The organism is Pseudofulvibacter geojedonensis (genome assembly GCF_042675745.1).
GTDB classification, from domain to species: domain Bacteria; phylum Bacteroidota; class Bacteroidia; order Flavobacteriales; family Flavobacteriaceae; genus Pseudofulvibacter; species Pseudofulvibacter geojedonensis.
The window spans coordinates 132888-150976 of record NZ_JBHTJM010000009.1 but is presented as its reverse complement, the minus strand read 5'-3'; the positions used below and the strand labels follow the sequence as shown (position 1 = coordinate 150976).

The 18089-nt window shown below is 31.4% G+C and carries 18 protein-coding genes and 2 tRNA genes; 9 read left to right on the top strand and 11 right to left on the bottom strand.

The annotated features are described in order from the left end of the window. Window positions 1–50: 50 nt before the first annotated feature. The 7 genes from ACFQ1O_RS10185 to ACFQ1O_RS10155 all read right to left on the bottom strand — a co-directional run bounded on the left by ACFQ1O_RS10185 (window position 51) and on the right by ACFQ1O_RS10155 (window position 4813). A complete protein-coding gene (locus ACFQ1O_RS10185; protein ID WP_377715916.1) occupies window positions 51–584 on the bottom strand; it encodes an RNA polymerase sigma factor in 534 nt (177 codons plus the stop codon). A 298-nt stretch (window positions 585–882) separates the two neighbouring features. Then, window positions 883–2235 (bottom strand): magnesium transporter, encoded by a 1353-nt coding sequence (gene mgtE, locus ACFQ1O_RS10180; protein WP_377715915.1) that lies wholly within the window; start codon window positions 2233–2235, stop codon window positions 883–885. A 39-nt stretch (window positions 2236–2274) separates the two neighbouring features. Beyond that, window positions 2275–3054, bottom strand: coding sequence for a 16S rRNA (adenine(1518)-N(6)/adenine(1519)-N(6))-dimethyltransferase RsmA (rsmA, locus tag ACFQ1O_RS10175; protein ID WP_377715914.1), 780 nt, complete (start codon window positions 3052–3054; stop codon window positions 2275–2277). After that, complete coding sequence (locus ACFQ1O_RS10170) at window positions 3047–3460, bottom strand: hypothetical protein (RefSeq protein WP_377715913.1); 414 nt, start codon at window positions 3458–3460, stop codon at window positions 3047–3049. The genes rsmA and ACFQ1O_RS10170 overlap by 8 nt, the downstream gene beginning before the upstream one ends. Next, a complete protein-coding gene (locus ACFQ1O_RS10165; protein ID WP_377715912.1) occupies window positions 3444–3764 on the bottom strand; it encodes a DUF4286 family protein in 321 nt (106 codons plus the stop codon). The genes ACFQ1O_RS10170 and ACFQ1O_RS10165 overlap by 17 nt, the downstream gene beginning before the upstream one ends. 96 nt (window positions 3765–3860) lie before the next feature. Next, window positions 3861–4568 (bottom strand): type IX secretion system protein PorG, encoded by a 708-nt coding sequence (gene porG, locus ACFQ1O_RS10160; protein WP_377715911.1) that lies wholly within the window; start codon window positions 4566–4568, stop codon window positions 3861–3863. A gap of 165 nt (window positions 4569–4733) precedes the next feature. Next, window positions 4734–4813, bottom strand: a tRNA-Leu gene (locus ACFQ1O_RS10155). 129 nt (window positions 4814–4942) lie between these two features. Here ACFQ1O_RS10155 and ACFQ1O_RS10150 point away from each other — a divergent pair. The 6 genes from ACFQ1O_RS10150 to ACFQ1O_RS10125 all read left to right on the top strand — a co-directional run bounded on the left by ACFQ1O_RS10150 (window position 4943) and on the right by ACFQ1O_RS10125 (window position 10761). Further along, the gene (locus ACFQ1O_RS10150) at window positions 4943–5884 is read left to right on the top strand and encodes a ribose-phosphate pyrophosphokinase (protein WP_377715910.1); all 942 of its coding nucleotides are present in this window, start codon (window positions 4943–4945) and stop codon (window positions 5882–5884) included. A 72-nt stretch (window positions 5885–5956) separates the two neighbouring features. Next, complete coding sequence (locus ACFQ1O_RS10145) at window positions 5957–6556, top strand: 50S ribosomal protein L25/general stress protein Ctc (RefSeq protein WP_377715909.1); 600 nt, start codon at window positions 5957–5959, stop codon at window positions 6554–6556. An 87-nt stretch (window positions 6557–6643) separates the two neighbouring features. Then, the gene (gene pth, locus ACFQ1O_RS10140) at window positions 6644–7276 is read left to right on the top strand and encodes an aminoacyl-tRNA hydrolase (RefSeq protein ID WP_377715908.1); all 633 of its coding nucleotides are present in this window, start codon (window positions 6644–6646) and stop codon (window positions 7274–7276) included. A 54-nt stretch (window positions 7277–7330) separates the two neighbouring features. Then, complete coding sequence (locus tag ACFQ1O_RS10135) at window positions 7331–8263, top strand: bifunctional riboflavin kinase/FAD synthetase (RefSeq protein WP_377715907.1); 933 nt, start codon at window positions 7331–7333, stop codon at window positions 8261–8263. Beyond that, window positions 8256–9560, top strand: coding sequence for an HTTM domain-containing protein (locus ACFQ1O_RS10130; protein ID WP_377715906.1), 1305 nt, complete (start codon window positions 8256–8258; stop codon window positions 9558–9560). Before ACFQ1O_RS10135 ends, ACFQ1O_RS10130 begins: the two co-directional genes overlap by 8 nt. 187 nt (window positions 9561–9747) lie before the next feature. Next, entirely contained in the window at window positions 9748–10761 is a 1014-nt protein-coding gene (locus ACFQ1O_RS10125) for a DUF6588 family protein (protein ID WP_377715905.1), read from the top strand. A 247-nt stretch (window positions 10762–11008) separates the two neighbouring features. On the opposite strand, the gene ACFQ1O_RS10120 is transcribed toward ACFQ1O_RS10125, so the two are convergent. From ACFQ1O_RS10120 to ACFQ1O_RS10105, 4 genes are all read right to left on the bottom strand, one after another. After that, window positions 11009–11602 (bottom strand): hypothetical protein, encoded by a 594-nt coding sequence (locus ACFQ1O_RS10120; protein ID WP_377715904.1) that lies wholly within the window; start codon window positions 11600–11602, stop codon window positions 11009–11011. A 12-nt stretch (window positions 11603–11614) separates the two neighbouring features. After that, on the bottom strand, window positions 11615–11920 hold the full coding sequence (locus tag ACFQ1O_RS10115; RefSeq protein WP_377715903.1) for a hypothetical protein: 306 nt from the start codon (window positions 11918–11920) through the stop codon (window positions 11615–11617). 329 nt (window positions 11921–12249) lie between these two features. Then, the gene (locus ACFQ1O_RS10110; protein WP_377715902.1) at window positions 12250–13422 is read right to left on the bottom strand and encodes a hypothetical protein; all 1173 of its coding nucleotides are present in this window, start codon (window positions 13420–13422) and stop codon (window positions 12250–12252) included. A 266-nt stretch (window positions 13423–13688) separates the two neighbouring features. Then, window positions 13689–13770: transfer RNA gene (locus ACFQ1O_RS10105), tRNA-Leu, on the bottom strand. 265 nt (window positions 13771–14035) lie between these two features. Between ACFQ1O_RS10105 and ACFQ1O_RS10100 the strand changes: the two genes are divergently transcribed. The 3 genes from ACFQ1O_RS10100 to ACFQ1O_RS10090 are packed head-to-tail and all read left to right on the top strand — an operon-like array spanning window position 14036 to window position 18088. Further along, a complete protein-coding gene (locus tag ACFQ1O_RS10100; protein ID WP_377715901.1) occupies window positions 14036–15424 on the top strand; it encodes a dipeptidase in 1389 nt (462 codons plus the stop codon). Between the two features lies 1 nt (window position 15425). After that, window positions 15426–16769 (top strand): GNAT family N-acetyltransferase, encoded by a 1344-nt coding sequence (locus tag ACFQ1O_RS10095; RefSeq protein WP_377715900.1) that lies wholly within the window; start codon window positions 15426–15428, stop codon window positions 16767–16769. Further along, complete coding sequence (locus ACFQ1O_RS10090) at window positions 16769–18088, top strand: MATE family efflux transporter (protein WP_377715899.1); 1320 nt, start codon at window positions 16769–16771, stop codon at window positions 18086–18088. The genes ACFQ1O_RS10095 and ACFQ1O_RS10090 overlap by 1 nt, the downstream gene beginning before the upstream one ends. The last annotated feature ends 1 nt before the right edge of the window (window position 18089 follow it).

Below are 18089 nucleotides of genomic sequence, written 5' to 3'. Positions count from 1 at the left end.
ATTGTTTCTTACGTTATTAAAACGCTTTAATTTTTAAATACCCTACCCCTTTATCGAATGTTTTCAATTTCTTTTCTTAGTTTCACTAAAGCTTTAGAAATAAGCTTCTCAATTGCTTTTACAGAAACTCCCGAAAGTTCTGCAATTTCTTTATAGGTTTTTTGTTCTATTCTGTTTAATAAATATACCTCTCGTTGTCTGTCTGGTAAAGAGGCGATGGCTTTTTCTAATTTTTCTTGAAACTCTTTTTGTTGTAACAAGTATTCTGGAGATTCATTTGTTTGATCTTTTTGAATACTTATAACTTCTTTTTGATGTTTTAATTTTACAGTTTTATGTCTGAGTACACTAGTACTCATGTTGATAGCTATTCTAAATAAATAACTCTTAGCAGAGTCTTTAGTTACTTTACTGCAATTATCCCAAACTTTTATAAAAGCATCTTGTACAAGGTCATCAACTTCATTTAAATCTCCAAATTTATAATATAAATAATTGCGTAAAAGAGTAGCGTTCTTATTAAAGAACTGCTGAAAGTTTCTTTCTTGACATATATTATTGTCTGGTTGATTTGTATCTGACATATGGGCTGGTTTGCTAAAATTAGCAAAAGAGCCTAAAGCTAATGATATTTTATTGATTTCAAAAAAAATAAAAAAAGGGGTAGGGTTTTTTCTTCTTTGCTCGTTATATATGTATACAAGCAATTATAGTTTTTTGTTTGAATAAAAATTAAGTTTTAAGTTGGTTTTAGGTTAAAAGAGGTTGGTTGTATTTTATTAATTGACCTCTTTTCTATTTACTAACAACATTTGAATTTGCAACCCAAATTACCCATTTATAAAAACCGTTTTATTTTACCCGAATAAGACGGTTTTACTTTTATATACCTAAAATCATTTTAGCTATCCAGAAATAAATTAAGATTCCAAAAATATCATTACTTGTTGTAATAAAAGGACCAGTTGCTATTGCAGGGTCGATACCTCTTTTGTTTAAAAATAAAGGGATAAAAGTCCCCACTAATCCAGCAACAATTATAACAGCAACAAGAGAGACAGATATGGCAAATGCCTTAGAAGGGTCTCCTTCGTAGCCCCAAACAAAAGCAAATAAAAATAAAGCTAAGATAATGCCGTTTAATGTAGCCAATAGCATTTCTTTTATAAGTCTGTTATTGATACTCCCTTTTACATCATTATTGGCCAAACCTTGAACAATAATAGCACTAGATTGTACACCTACATTACCAGCCATAGCAGCAATTAAAGGAGTGAAAAAGAATAAAACAGCATAGTTTTTAAAAAAATCTTTAAAACCTTCCATAATTAGAAAAGCCCCAACTCCACCAATAAGTCCTAAAAAGAGCCATGGTAAACGTGCTTTGGTTAACTCAAAAATACTATCACTAGCTTCTACATCTTGTGTAATACCTGCTGCTAGTTGGTAGTCTTTGTCGGCCTCTTCTCTAATAACATCTACAACATCATCTATGGTAATTTGACCCATTAGACGTCCCATTTCATCAATAACAGGAACTACAATAAGGTCGTATTTTTGCATAATTTTAGCCACTTCTTCATCGTCTTCTTCAACTTTTACAGAGGTTATTTTTGGGTTGAAAATTTCTGATATAGGAGTTTTTGTTGACGTTGTTAATAGGCTTTTTAAAGAAAGTCGTCCTTTTAAAATACCATCATCGTTTACAACATATATTGTATGTACTTTTTCAAAGGCTTCTGCTTGCTTACGCATTTCTTTTACACAGTGCAAAACTGTCCAACTATCTCGAACAGCAATTAGCTCTTTACGCATTAAACCACCTGCAGTATCTTCGTTGTAACGTAATAGGTCTACAATGTCTTTGGCCTTTTCAACATCTTCTAGTTGTGCAATTACCTCTTCTTTCTGCGCTTCAGGTAATTCTGCAATAATATCTGCTGCATCATCGGTCTCTAACTCATCAATTTCTTCGGCAATTTCTTTAGAAGAAAGTGATCTTAAAACTTTTTCTCTAACATCTTCATCTAACTCGGCAATAATTTCAGAAGTAATATCACTATCAAGCAGTCTAATAATATAGATAGATTGCTCAAAATTTAACTCGTCTAAAATTTCAGCAATATCAGCGTGATGAAGCTCTCCTAATAATTTAGAGATGCTCGCGTTGTCACCTTCATCAACAAAATTTTTGACATTGGCTATGAATTCTGATGTAATTTCGAATTGTTGCATAGCACAAAGATACTTTTTTAAAAGAATTTAAAAAGTAGATTATATATTCTGAGCTATTAATTGTGTTAAGCTAATAAAATCTGCTACGGGAAGTTGTTCTGGTCTTTTAGTGAAAATTTCCTTGTTTCTAATTTCATCAGGTAAATTGAAACTTTTTAAGCTATTTCTCATGGTTTTTCTCCTTTGTTGAAAAGCCGTTTTTACGACTCTAAAGAATAACTTTTCATCGCAAGGTAATTGATAATTCTCTTTGCGCGTCATTCTCATGACACCACTTTTTACTTTTGGTGGTGGGGTAAAAACATTTTCTGATACGGTAAATAGGTATTCGGTATCATAAAAAGCTTGTACTAAAACAGAAACAATACCATAAGTTTTATTGCCGTGTGTTGCGCAAGCTCTTTCTGCAACTTCTTTTTGAAACATTCCTGAAAATTCAGGAACTTGATCTTTCATTTCTAAAGTTTTAAATAAAATTTGACTAGAAATGTTATATGGAAAGTTGCCAATTATAGCAAATTGTTCGTTTTTAAAAACATCTTTCCAGTTGTGTTTTAAAAAATCTTTTTCAAATATTTTATCAGAAAGTTTTAAATAGTGTGCTTGTAGGTATTCTACAGATTCGGTATCTATTTCTACCACATATGTGGTAAGGTCTTTTTTCTCTAATAAGTACTTGGTGAGCACTCCCATACCGGGTCCAATTTCTAAAACCTTACTGTAGCCATTATTGGTTAAAGAGTCTGCTATACTTTTAGCTATAGATTCATCATTTAAAAAATGTTGGCCTAAATGTTTTTTTGCACGTACCTTATCCATTAATTCTCTCTTCTAAAATTGCTTCAATTTCTTTTCGGTCTTTTTTTAAGAACCAAGATAACTCTAACGGATATTCTTTTCCGTTTTTAAAAACTAATTCAGGTTCACTCCCTCCAGAAGCTTTTTTGAAATTGGCTACTTCTGAGAACTCAATTGTTTTTCGTTTGTATTTAAAACCTGTGTCATGAAAAACAAATACTGGAGCTTTTGCAGTTAATTGCATAAATAAAAATAACAAAGCAAATAAGCTTAGTATAATATTTACAACAATAAATACCCATGTAGGTATAACTACATTTAACATCATCATGCCAAAATTAAAAGCTAAAAAAGCAGTAATCATGGCAGCAAACATTGCAGATGTTTTAATTACATATAGGTAAGTAGCTTTATAGGTCTTCTGCATGGAATTCATCTATTACAAATAATTCTGTTCTAAATGCTAATGATTTATCTCCAAATCTTTTTCTTCCGTCTTCACGTAATTTAGGAGCATCTAATTCGTAGTAAGCATTTAAATTAGCTCTACTTTCTGCAGTGTATTGAATGGCATAAGTAGTTCCGTTACCTTCATCGGCTAAAACCTGAGTTAGTTTTGCACTAACAAATCTTCCAGTAGCTAAAACTTCTTTAATGTGTGGTTTAATCCATTGTAACCAATCTAATCTGATACTGTCGTCTACATTTACAGTAACATTGTATATAAACATAATGCTTAATTTTTTAGCAAAGGTAGGTTATTTTAATACAAAACCCTTTTAGAAATACTAAAAGGGTTTTGTATAATTAGTTGAAATTGTAAATATTTATTTATCATCAGGGCAATGACATGGTTTTTCCCCAAAGGTATAGGTAAGAGTAAAACCTGTAAAAACATACCAATCGTTGTTTTTGGTGTTTCCAAACTTTAAAGATTCGTATTCTTTTTTATCTCGAACAGGGTTGCTTCCGTCTAAATCGTCTGTAAATGTATAGCGCGCACCTACTTCAAAACCAATAATAAATTTTCTAGATATAGTTGCTTTTATTCCAACTATTGCAGGTATGGCAAAGGTGCTATGCGAGTTATACTTTTGCATTTCTTTACCTCCATTTAAGAATAAGGCATCGTAATGAAAAAACGACAAACCAGAATAGGCGTAGGGAGTTATGTTAGAAAGAAAGTAAGGACGATCGTTTAAATCGAACGTCCAGAAATTATATTCAATTCCTGCAGATACTTCTCTGATTGCATTTTTAAAAGAATAATCTCTTTCTTTTTTATAATCTTCGCTTGAGTTTTCATCTTCTCCATGAATATTAGCATATTTAAGAGAGGCTCTAAAAGAATAACGAGGGCTTTTATTCCATTTGTATATAGCTCCTATAGCAAAATCGTTTGGGTTTACAGGAAATGTTGGACCAACGTCTGCAATAGTGTTAGATCCTCCTAAAAAAAGACCGATTTCGTGTTTTTGAGCAACTAATAAATGGCTTGATAGTAATAAAGCTGTAACAATAATTAGGTTTTTCATCTTGTATGTTTTTTGGGTGAAACATTGTTGTATTAATAGAACAATGCACTTATAATTTACCCTATAGTATTTAGGGTTATTATGTATAAGAGAAACGAACTTTTGTATAATGTGATCGATCTTGAGGAAATAAAAAACCTTGCCATCATAGATAACAAGGTTTAGTACCTGAGGTGGGAATCGAACCCACACTCCTAAGAACGCGAGTTTGAGTCGCGCGCGTCTACCAATTCCGCCACTCAGGCATTAGTAAAGAGGAATGCAAATTTAATAATTTTAGAAACATAAAACTTTCTATCATCGAATAAATTTCTAAATTTGCGCCATTAAAAAACACAACACAACATAAATAACTACTAAACAACAACTTATCAATGGCAATTCCTGTATTAGAACCAAAAATATTTGCTTGTTCACAAAGTAAAGTATTAGCAGAACAAATAGCTAAAGCATTTGGTGCCGACTTAGGTAATGTAATAAGATCTACATATAGCGATGGAGAGTTTCAACCATCATTTGAAGAATCTGTAAGAGGAAGACGTGTATTCTTAATAGGTTCTACGCATCCATCATCAGAAAATTTAATGGAAATGCTAATGATGTTAGATGCTGCTAAGAGAGCATCTGCTAGACATATTACAGCAGTTTTACCTTATTATGGTTGGGCTAGACAAGATAGAAAAGACAAGCCTAGAGTGCCTATTACAGCTAAATTAGTAGCTAGTTTATTAGAAACTGCTGGCGCTACTCGTATTATTACAATGGATTTACATGCTGATCAAATTCAAGCTTTCTTTGAGAAGCCAGTTGATCACTTATTCGCGTCAACTATTTTCTTGCCACATTTAAAAGAATTGAATTTAGACAACTTAACAATTGCTTCTCCAGATATGGGAGGTTCTAAAAGAGCATATGCTTACTCTAAAGCTTTAGAAAGCGACGTTGTTATTTGTTATAAGCAAAGAGAAAAAGCTAATGTAATTTCTCATATGGAATTAATTGGTGATGTTACTGGTAAAAACGTTGTATTAGTAGATGATATGGTTGATACAGCAGGAACTTTAACAAAAGCAGCAGACATGATGATGGAAAGAGGAGCGTTAAGTGTTCGTGCAATATGTACACATGCTATCTTATCAGGTAATGCTTATGAACGATTAGAGAACTCTAAATTAGAGCAATTAATTGTAACAGATTCTATACCGTTAAAGCAAGAGAGTTCAAAAATTAAGGTAGTAGGATGTGCAGAGTTATTTGCCGATGTAATGAAGAGTGTGCACGAAAACAAATCTATTAGCGAAAAGTTTTTAATGTAAACTTTTGTAGCTAAGCTAAATATAGTACATTTGCATCCCTTTTTAAGGGGATTAACAATAAATAAAAGAAAAATGAAATCAATTACAATCAACGGATCTCAAAGAGAAAGCGTAGGTAAAGTAGCAACTAAAGCCTTACGTAATGCTGGTCAGGTTCCTTGCGTAGTATACGGAGGAGATAAACCAGTACATTTTGCAGCAGCAGAGCTTGCATTTTCTAAATTAGTTTACACTCCTAATGCACATACTGCGGTAATTGCATTAGATAACGGAACTACTATCAACGCTATTTTGCAAGATATCCAGTTTCACCCTGTAACAGACAAAATTTTACACATCGATTTTTATCAGTTATTTGATGATAAAGAAGTAACTATGGATATTCCAGTAAGAGTAGTTGGAAATGCTCCAGGTGTTATGGCCGGTGGTGTGTTACGTTTAAACCAACGTAAATTAAAAGTAAGAGCTTTACCAGCTAACTTACCTGATTTTATTGATGCTGATATTTCTGAATTAGAAATTGGAAATAAATTATACATCACTAAATTAGCTAACGATTCTTATAAGTTTTTACAACCTGAAAACACAGTTGTTGCTCAAGTAAGAATTTCTCGTGCGGCAATGAAAGCAGCTCAAGAAGCAGCAAAAGAAGCAGCTCAAGCAGACAAATAGTAACAACTATTAGTTATAAAATAGAAAAGCATTCAACTTTAGTTGGATGCTTTTTTTATTTTTGCATAGCACAAAAAGCATTTTAATATGTTTTCGTTTTTAAAGAAACTTTTTGGATTATCTCCCTCGTTTGAAATTGCAGAAATAGATCCCATGAAAAAATTTTTAATTGTTGGTTTAGGAAATATTGGTAGCGATTATGATGAAACCAGACACAACATAGGTTTTAAAATATTAGATTATTTAGCTAAAGAAGAAAACCTAACCTTCGAGTCGCAAAAATTAGGAGCCGTAACTACTTACAAATTAAAAGGTAGAACGTTTTTATTGCTAAAGCCATCAACCTATATGAATTTGAGTGGTAAAGCAATAAAATATTGGTTAACCAAAGAAAAGATACCCGTAGAGAATTTATTGGTGATTACAGACGATTTGAATCTTCCTTTTGGGTCACTAAGAGTAAAGACAAAAGGTAGTGATGGCGGTCATAACGGATTAAAAGATACTCAAAACGTATTACAAACCACCAAGTATAATCGGTTTAGATTTGGTATTAGTGCAGAATTTGCAAAGGGTAGACAAGTAGATTATGTGTTAGGTAAATGGACAGATGAAGAAAATGCAAAGCTGCCTGAAAGGTTAGGTAAATCTATAGAGATTATTAAATCTTTTGGCTTAAGCGGAATATCTAATACCATGAACGCTTTTAATGGTAAATAAATATTAAGCTTCTTTGTTTTTTAGTATTTTTATCTTTCAAATTTTAACCTAAAATTGAATACTTTTTACTCCATTTCAGAATTCAAATCAAAAAAGCCAACGGTTTTAACTATTGGTACTTTTGATGGGATGCATATAGGTCATCAGAAAATTTTAGATAAGGTCTTTAAAGTAGCTGCAGATAAGAAGCTAGCATCATTAGTGCTTACTTTTTTTCCGCATCCTAGAATGGTGCTACAAAAAGAATCTGATATAAAACTCATACACACTATAGACGAGCGCAAAGCTATTTTAGAAGAGTCTGGTTTAGAGAGTTTAATTATACATCCTTTTTCTAAAGAGTTTTCTAGGTTAACTGCTACGGAGTTTGTGCGCGATATTTTAGTTAAAAAACTCAATATAAAGCACATTATTATTGGGTACGATCATAGATTTGGAAGAAATAGAACGGCTAATATTGAAGACTTAAAAGACTTTGGTGAGTTGTATGGTTTTACAGTAGAAGAAATTTCGGTTCAAGATATAAATGAAGTAGCAGTTAGTTCTACCAAAATTAGAAAAGCAATTAATGAAGGAGATTTAATGACTGCAAATAAATATTTAGGTAGTCAATTTGAGTTAAACGGGGTTATTACCAGGGGAAAAGGAATAGGTAAGACTATAAACTTTCCTACAGCAAACATTCAAATAAAAGAAGATTATAAAATTATTCCCAAAAACGGTGTGTATATAGCTAGAGCACTTATAAATGGTAAAGAGTTAAGGGGTATGATGAATATTGGGAGTAATCCTACTGTTAATGGAGAAACCAATAGTATAGAAATTCATTTGTTTGATTTTAACGAAGATGTTTATAATAAAGAAATATCAGTAAAAGTTCTGAAAAGAATACGAGATGAACAAAAATTCGATTCAATTGCATTTTTGCAAAATCAACTAGTCAAAGATCAACAAGAAGCGATTAATTATTTTAATAAAAATGAATAAGTTTTTATTTAAACAAATAGACAATTCGGCATTAGTTGTTTTCAGAATCTTTTTTGGACTACTAATTTTTTTAGAGTCAGTAGGAGCCATATTTACGGGGTGGATTAAAAGAACATTAATAGATCCTGAGTTTACCTTTTCTATGATAGGGTTTGAATGGTTGCAGCCATTACCTGGTTATGGTATGTATGCTTATTATATCATTATGGGGATTTTTGGTTTGGGGGTTATGCTAGGTTATAAATATAGAGTTAGTATTGTGGCCTTTACTGTAATGTGGACGCTTACCTATCTAATGCAAAAGGCATCGTATAATAATCATTATTATCTATTGATATTAATTTCTGTATTTATGTGTTTAGTTCCAGCTCATAAATACGCTTCTTTAGATGTTAAGATTAATCCAGAAATTAAAAGTATAAAAATGCCAAATTGGTGTAGGTGGGTGTTTATTATACAAATGGCTATTGTTTATACTTATGGTTCTCTTAATAAAGTTTATGCAGATTGGTTAGATACTTCTGTTATAGAAATTTTTATGCTGGCTAAAAAGCACTATTACATTGTAGGTGAGGTGTTGCAAGAAAAATGGGTTCATTATTTTTTGGCTTATGGAGGTATATTGTATGATGGTTTGGTTATACCCTTACTGTTGTATAAACCAACAAGAAAATTAGCTCTTATTTGCTCTATTTTCTTTCATATTTTTAATGCAATAGTTTTTCAAGTGGGTATTTTTCCTTTTTTATCACTAGCTTTTATATTGTTTTTCTATGACCCAAAAGTAATTCATAAGTTGTTTTTGAAAAGTAAAAAGTACTACGAAGATTATTCTATAACTGTTCCAGCTTATAGTACTCTGTTTAAAGCAGTATTTGTTGGTTATTTTTTAATACAAGTAGGTTTGCCTTTAAGGCATTGGTTTATTAAGGGAGATGTATTGAAAACTGAAGAAGGACACAGATTGAGTTGGAGAATGATGCTTAGAACAAAATCTGGTGTGGTAAATTATAAAGTTGTAGATAAAAGTACAGGTCAGTCTACCATTATAAATCATTATAAAATGGTAAGCCCTAAACAGCGAAATATGTTGGCAACTAAGCCAGATGTTATGTGGCAGTTTATACAGCGTTTAAAAAAGCAATATAAAAACGAAGGAAAAGAAGTTGAAATTTACATTGTTAATAGCAAAGTAAGTGTTAATGGAAAACCTTATGAGTCTTTTATTAATCCTGATATTGATATGGCAAAAGTTTCTTGGAATACTTTTGTGCACTCACCATGGATATTAGATTAATTTATTAATCGTCACTACAAAAAAAGCACAATAATAAGATATATCTTTTTATAGAAGGAATTGTGTTAAGATCAACTTAATTTTCTATATTACTTAAGGAAAAAGAATTATTTAAATAGATATCTAAAATTATTGGTCAGAATAATACTGATGTATTAAATTGTATTTAACAAAATAAAAAAATGATATGAAGAAAATATTTGCAACATTAATAGTATCCTGTTTTCTTACTAATGTTCTTGCTCAAGAAAATATTGATGATTTATTAGCGGCAGGGATAAATGATGCGAAAAGATTTAGTACAGATTATTTAGCGCCTGCAACAGACGGTATAGCGCTAGGTGTGAATAATGGTTGGTTTAATCATGGTAAGTCGTTGAAAAAATATGGATTTGAATTTTCAATCATAGGAAATGCTAATTTTATAAAAAGCGATAAGAAAACGTTTGAGTTGAATGTTAATGATTATGAAAACATAAGATTTCCAGATAATAGCACAAAGAAAATGGTAGCTACTTCTTTAGGGCATAATGATCCAGATGTGACTGTAATTGTAACCTACGACGATCCTATTTTTGGTAATCAAGAAGTAGAATTAACCTTGCCTACTGGTATAGGGGCTGCTAATATTAATATAATCCCTACGGCTTTTGTTCAAGCAGGTTTCTCTCCGTTTAAGGGAACAGTAATTAAGGGACGTTTTTTCCCTAAAATAGACACAGAAGATGCTAAAATAGGACTCTATGGTTTCGGAATACAGCAAGAATTTACCAAATGGTTACCAGCCAATAAAGTTATTCCTGTTTCAATTTCGGGCTTAATTGCATATACACATTTAGATGGTAGTTATGATTTTACAGATGAAAATATTGTAGAAGGTAGTAACCAACGAATCGATAAGAATATAAACACCATGGTTTATCAATTAATTGTTTCAACCAAATTAAAAATTTTAAATTTTTATGCAGGTCTTGGGTATATAGATGGAAAGTCTAAAACAGATTTGTTGGGTAGATATAGAGTTTCTAATGGAGTGTTGTTTTCTGATGAGATTGTTGATCCTTTTTCTGTAAACCATAAAATATCAATGGTTAAAGGAACGATCGGAACCAATTTAAAGTTGGGTGTTTTTATGCTTAATTTAGATTATACTTTAGCAGAATTTAATAGCCTTTCTTTTGGAACCAGTCTGGTTTTTTAATTGAAAAAGCACTTTGTGTATAAAATAATAAGACAACTTTGTCGCTATGTTGGACGAAGTTGTCTTATTTGTACGGGCGGCGAGACTCGAACTCTTAAAAGCCAGTTCTTGAAAAAAACAAATTCTGATTATCAACTATTTACGAATCGAATATAGTAAATATTTTAAATAATCCGGTACGTATTCGGAACGCTCCAATCTCTTGAAATGTATGTTATTACTGATGTTATTAAAGAAAGTTGAGTTTTTATATTTTTTCAGCAAGTTCTTTAGGTAGTAATTTGGTTAAAATAATTTTCGAATCTTTTTCAAGAACTAAAAACTTCCAATTAGTTTCTCCGTTAACTGAAATGCCGTAAACATCCTTTTCAGAATAAATTTCAAAAAACTCGGTTTTTTCATTGTATTTAACATTCTCTGAACCAAAATTTTGTTCAAACGATAGTTTTGTTAAATTGATTCTCATTGTTTTTTCATCTTCAGTTTCTTCTTCTTCGCTTTTCATTCTAAAATTCATTTGATTTGAATATGTAAGCAGCGAATAGTATTTGTTTTCTATTTTTTTAGAGTCATTAATTGTCAAAATTTTTGGGTTTTTAATTTCAATAACTACAGCCGGATTATTGAATGTTTGTTCCATTAATTGTAGCATTTGTGATTTAGGTACAATTTCAAAAAATTCAGGTGTTATGTATTCGAATGATTTTTCAAAATCCATATTTATAAGAGAATTTAAGTATTCGGTAAATTCAGACTTAATGTTCTTTTTATACTTTTGAGCAATTCCATTAGTACAAATTATTAGAAACAGAATTGTGAGTAATGTTCGTTTAATGTTCATTGTTTTAATTTTTTATGTTCTTATCATTATATCGCCATCTTTTATCTGAAGGAAATTATCTCCACCTTTTCTTTTTTTGCCTTTTCGATATTTCAGTCCGCCAACTTCGAAATCTAATTTAACTTTAGGTTTCAGAATTATAGAAACCCAGCCATCTTTAGCTATAAATCTACCCAAAATTGGTGCATGTCCTTTTTTGAAGTAGTTAATGGATTCAATATTTTCACTATTCAATATTTCTGTTGTAAATTCTTTTACTAAATCACTTTTAACAATGTCTAATCGATAAAAATATTTCATATTAACAGTAATCAGCATTGAGTAAGGATTCTGATTTTCAGTTCTTCCGTTTATATGCTTTAAATCTTTTCGGTTAAATTTAATTGTATCATTTAGGATTTTTTGTTTTAAGCTGTCTATAAATGGCTTGATATTTTCACCAACTTTCCTATCTGAAAGAATTTTTGTTTCATTAGATTGAGCAAATAAAAATGTTCCTGAAATTAATGTTTAAAGTAAAAATGTCGATTTCATATTTTATTTTTTTTCAAAGTTAAAGGAGAAATCAATATCTAAAAACCTATAATGAGTGAAACAAACTTTTTAATTAGTTAACTTATGTTTTTCAAGTCGTAAGGCGTGGATATTTAGCTTATGTTACCTATTTTTTTATGATAATATGTAGTTGCTGTAATTCTAGCTAAAGAAGCTAAAAAGTTGATTGATAGTATTTTAATGGGGCCTTGTTCTGTGTAAACCATTTTAATGTATCTATCAAAGTTATTGGGGGTATTATGTTTCATAGCTTCACCTGCATGATAAAATTTTGATCTATAACTATAGCTGTCCTTTAGTAAATTATCATAATTGATTCCTGTGTGTTCTTCCAAATGTAATAAGAAATCTGGTTTACTACGGTTTTCATGAATAAAGTAATTCAAAGGGTCTAATCTTTTATCTATTGGTTCAAAGGCTTCTTTTTCTTCTTGGAGCAATCCCATTCTATGATATCTATTATCAAGTTTTATTGAGTTAAATAGTGCATTTTCTTTAATGAATTTTCGAAATCGAATTCCTGAATAGTGGTGATTAAGTTTGTCAAATAAAACATCTCGGAATTCTTGTTCTAGTTCAGCGTCATCTGCAACTTGCTTTATTCTCTTTTTTATTTCTGACCATCCTTTTTTTACGTCTTTTACTCTAATAGCCTTGTCTGCATTAGTTTCTATACTTGATACTATTAGAGAATAGCTAAGATTGTGATCTAACCTCTTAGTGTTTTGTGCAAGTTGAAATAGTCGACTTGATCTGATTACAGTCTCATAATCAGCGTAATCTAATTTGTCGATTATATCAAATAGTTGACTTACATTTTGTAATATACTTTCTACGCTTTTTTCATTTAGCTTGTGTATTGCTCCTGGACCTGAATGTTGTAAAGGAAGTTCAGCAGAAATTCTTTCAATAGAATTAATATTGTAATAATTTCTGTAGAGTCTAACATCCCTTTCTGAACCAAAAGATATTAATGCACTTAAAACAAGGCTAAAAGATTCAGAAGTTAATTCAACGTTTTTGCTTCTGTATACCCATTCAGGTATTTTTATCTCACTAACGTTTGTGTAAGTATTGTTGTCAATAAATATTTGTTCGCTTCGTGTGATTATACATTCACCAACATTATATTCTCTGAATATTTTAAAATCAGTAAGTAAATAAAACTTACTACCAATGCTTTTTGGACTATTATCTTTATTTAATACCTGATCTTTTTTACGAAAAAAACGTATTGCATTCTCAAATTCAATGTAGTTAAGCATATTTTAATAATTACAAATAGCATATGAATAAAAACAATTCTTTTTTATCCTGCTTGTACTGAATATACAAATTTAGCAAAACCTCTTACAAATTTAATACTTAAAAACGCTAGAGATTCTAGGGGGTAAAAACTATTTAGGAGAAATTATAAAGTATTGGTTGTCAAAAAAATGTATTTTGTGTGGTTTTTTGTTTTGGTACGTTTTCGGTACGCATTTTAAGCAGAAAACCCCTCGAAAACTAGTGTTTTCAAGGGTTTCAAGAGTACGGGCGGCGAGACTCGAACTCGCACACCTCGCGGCACTAGATCCTAAGTCTAGCGTGTCTACCAATTCCACCACGCCCGCATTAAGGACTGCAAATATACATCTTATATCTAATTTTCAAATAGAATTTCGAAAAAAATAATAGAACAGTTTTTAGTATTTTTGGGAGATTAAAATTTCATACTATTTCTTATTTGAGTTTGCGAAAAAAGAAATTAGTATATTTTTATTCAAGACAAAAAATAAAATTAAAGCATAGCCTAGTTACGGTTTCATTTTATTTTTTGTCTTGAATAAAAAGATGAAATTTAATCGAGTAAATTCAAATAAGAAATAGTATTACAACATGAACGATATCAAAAATTATATAGAAGAAAACAAAGACCGCTTTTTAAATGAGTTAATAGACTTGTTAAAAATACCATCAATTAGTGCAGATTCTGCTTATGCTGGAGATGTGGCTAAAACTGCAGAAGCTGTAAAAGTAAGTTTAGAAAAAGCAGGTTGTGATACTGTTGAAATTTGTGAAACAGAAGGATATCCTATTGTTTATGGAGAGAAAATTATAAATGAGAGTTTACCAACTATTTTAGTGTATGGACACTATGATGTACAACCAGCAGATCCTTTAGAATTGTGGACTAGCGGCCCTTTTGATCCAATTATTAAAAAAACAGATTTACACCCAGAAGGGGCAATTTTTGCTCGTGGTGCTTGCGATGATAAAGGACAAATGTATATGCATGTAAAAGCATTAGAGTATCTAACATCTACTAATCAACTACCATGTAACGTAAAGTTCATGATAGAGGGAGAAGAAGAAGTAGGTTCTGTAAACTTAGGTCCTTTTGTTAAGAATAATAGAGAAAAATTAAAAAACGATGTAATTCTTATTTCAGATACGGGAATGATTTCTAATTCGCAGCCATCTATTACTACTGGGTTAAGAGGGTTGAGTTATGTAGAGGTAGAAGTAACAGGTCCTAACAGAGATTTGCATTCTGGTTTATACGGAGGAGCAGTTGCTAACCCAATAAATGTGTTAACTAAAATGATAGCTTCTTTACACGACGAAAATAATCATATAACCATTCCTGGTTTTTATGATAAAGTAGAAGAGTTGTCTAGAGAAGAAAGAGACGAAATGGCTAAGGCACCATTTTCTTTAGAAGAGTATAAAAAAGCTTTAGATATAGATGCTGTTTATGGAGAAGAAGGATATACTACTAATGAGCGCAATTCTATCAGGCCTACTTTGGATGTTAATGGTATTTGGGGAGGTTATATTGGTGAAGGAGCAAAAACAGTTATTGCTTCTAAAGCTTATGCCAAAATATCGATGCGTTTAGTGCCTAATCAAGATTGGAAAGAAATTACAGACTTGTTTGTAAAACATTTTGAAGGCATTGCACCAGCAGGTGTTACTGTAAAAGTAACTCCACATCATGGTGGACAAGGGTATGTAACACCAACAGATAATATAGGTTATCAGGCGGCAAGCAAAGCATACGAAGATACATTTGGTGTGAAGCCTATTCCACAACGTGGAGGAGGATCGATTCCTATCGTGGCCTTGTTTGAAGAGGAATTAAAGAGTAAAACCATCTTAATGGGATTCGGGTTAGATTCTGATGCTATACACTCACCTAATGAACATTTTGGAGTGTTTAACTACCTAAAGGGAATTGAAACTATCCCGTTATTTTATAAGTACTTTACAGAGTTAAGTAAATAAGATGATTAAACAATCGCATATAATAGAAAGGATGGATGATAAGTCCATCCTTTTAGATATAACCTATGTTGAAAAAAATAAGAAATTACCTGTGGTAGTTTTTTGTCATGGGTATAAAGGTTATAAAGACTGGGGTAGTTGGAATTTAATGGCTGAAACCTTGGCTAATAATGAGTTGTTTGTGCTAAAGTTTAACTTATCTCATAATGGAGGAACTATTGAAAACCCGATAGATTTTCCAGACTTAGAGGCTTTTGGTGAAAATAATTTTAGTAAAGAATTACAAGATTTAGATGATGTGTTAACTTGGATTACTGATAAATTTAATAAGTATTCATCAATTATAAATCAAGATAACTTATGCCTGGTTGGTCACTCAAGAGGAGGAGGAATTGTTACTATAAAAGCTTCTGAAGACAGAAGAGTGGCTAAACTAATTACGCTGGCAGGAGTTTCAGATTTTAAGGCTCGTTTTCCTCAAGGGGAGCAGTTGGCTTATTGGAAACAAGAAGGAGTAGCCTACATAGAAAACAGTAGAACTAAACAACAAATGCCTCATTATTATCAATTTTACGAAGATTTTGTGGCGAATGAAGAAAGATTAACTATATCTAGAGCAGCTAAAGAGCTTGATATTCCTCATTTAATTGTTCATGGAACTAAAGATGAAACAGTTACTTTTTTAGAAGCCGAGAGATTGCATGAGTGGAGTAAACAAAGTGAGTTGTTGGCTATTGAAGATGCAAATCATACTTTTGGAGCTAGTCATCCATGGGATTCAAATCAACTGCCTGAAGATTTAAAAATAGCAACAGAAGAAATTATAAACTTTGTTCAGCAAAAAGAGATAATTAAAGCTACTAATAACGATGTAGATGAATTATTAACAGTTACTCAAGCCTGTGCAAAACATATGATTGAGAATGGTATTTATCAATGGAATGAATTGTATCCGTCTAAAGAAGCTTTTGAAAATGATGTGGATTTGCATCAGTTATGGGTAATTAAGGATGGAAAGAGAGTTATTGGATCTATAGTTATAACAGAAGTAGAAGATGAGGAATATCATGATATTGAATGGTTAACAGAGTCAGGTAATACAGTTTATATACATAGGCTATCTATTCATCCGTCTTATCAGGGTCAAGGTTTAGCCCAGCGATTAATGTCTTTTGCAGAGAGTTATGCTAAGCAGAAGAAATATAATTCTGTTAGACTAGATGCCTTTAGTCAAAATAAAAGGAATAATACTTTTTATCAAAAGAGAGGATACCAGCAATTAGGCGATATTTATTTTCCTAAGCAAAGTGAGCACCCCTTTCACTGTTACGAATTAGTTTTTTAATGAAAATAGATTTAAGTTTTAATGCTATCAATAAGCTGGCGGTACCTGCATTAATTGCTGGAATTGCAGAGCCAATAATTTCTGCCACAGATTTAGCAATTATAGGTAATTTGCCAGAACATAGTGTAGAGGCAGCTTCTGCTGTTGGTATTGTAGTTTTCTTTCTTAATTTCTTAATCTGGACTTTAGGGCAAAGTAGAAGTGCTATATCATCTATAATTTCTCAATATTTGGGTGCTGGTAAGTTAGATGAGGTTAAAAACTTACCTATGCAAGCTATGTTAATTGTGTTTGTAATCAGTGTCGTTATTTTGGGGATTACTTATCCGTTTGCTAGAGATATTTTTAGTTGGTATAAAGCAAAAGGGCTGGTTTTAGATTATTGTGTTGATTATTACCAGATCAGAGCTTTAGGTTTTCCGTTAATATTAATCACCTTTGCTATTATAGGTACATTTAGAGGGCTACAAAATACCTATTACCCTATGTTAGTTGCTCTTACAGGATTGGTTTTAAATATTGGATTGGATTTTTTGTTGGTATTTGGAGTAGAAGGTTTTGTAGAACCAATGGGGCTACCAGGTGCTGCTTGGGCCAGTGTAGTATCTCAGGTAGTAATGGTGGTAATGGCTTTTTATCTATTATATACTAAAACAGATATTCTGTTTAGGCTACAATTTCCGTTTAATAAAGAGATTAAAAATTTGTTGATAATGATCTTTAATCTATTTGTTAGAACCTTAGCATTGAATATAGCAATCAATCTAGCCATGCGTTATGCAACTGGATATGGAGAAACTTATAGCAATGCTTATTCTATTGCTATTAATTTGTGGTTTATTTGTGCATTTGTAATAGATGGTTATGCTAGTGCAGGTAATATGTTAGCAGGTAGGTTATTGGGTGCTAACGATTATGTAAACTTAAATTTATTAAGGAAAAAGTTAACTAAATATGGATTAACAGTAGGTATATTACTCTTTTTGGTTTTAGGTGTGTTGTATTTACCAATTGGTAGGTTGTACTCTAACAATCCCGAAGTGAGATCTGTGTTTTATAATTCTTTTTGGTTAACAATAGCAATGCAGCCATTATGTGCTATAGCTTTTATATATGATGGTATGTATAAAGGAATGGGAAGGATGAAAAAGTTGCGAAACTTATTACTTATTTCAACATTCTTGGGCTTTATTCCGGTGCTGTATTTTTCAGATTATTTAGGGTTGAAACTGCATGGCATATGGTTGGCATTTGTGGTTTGGATTTTTATAAGAGGACTAATCTTAAAAATAGATTTTAAAAAGGTATACGTTAATTAAT